The organism is Bradyrhizobium sp. Kon58 (assembly GCF_055807455.1).
In genome coordinates this window covers 1-256 of the sequence record NZ_JBVVOT010000515.1, presented here as the reverse complement: position 1 = coordinate 256, position 256 = coordinate 1, and the positions used below count along the sequence as shown (strand labels likewise).

Annotated in this window: 1 protein-coding gene; it reads left to right on the top strand. The window is 68.4% G+C overall.

Annotated elements, in window-relative coordinates; genetic code table 11:
* Positions 1–256 (top strand): hypothetical protein (locus AC0L20_RS41315; protein WP_473295881.1); only part of this gene is annotated, 256 nt, incomplete at both ends.

Here is a 256-nt window from a genome sequence, read left to right as displayed (position 1 = left end):
CACTCAGTTTTGACCTGGCGGGAATCACGCCGGAGTCGATTGAAATACCGACGGGCAAGCCGCAACCGGTACGTCAGCCGGTGGTGGCGCCGATGCAACACAGCGAGCAGCGCCGCGGGCCGGTATTGGCGCTGGCGGCGGTTGCCGTGGCGGTCGCCCTGGCCATCGGTGGCGCCAGTTATTGGTGGTTGAGCGGCACCGAGGAGCCGGGCAAGGCGCCTGTTGCCGTGGTGCCTGAAGCCAAGCCACCGGCGGC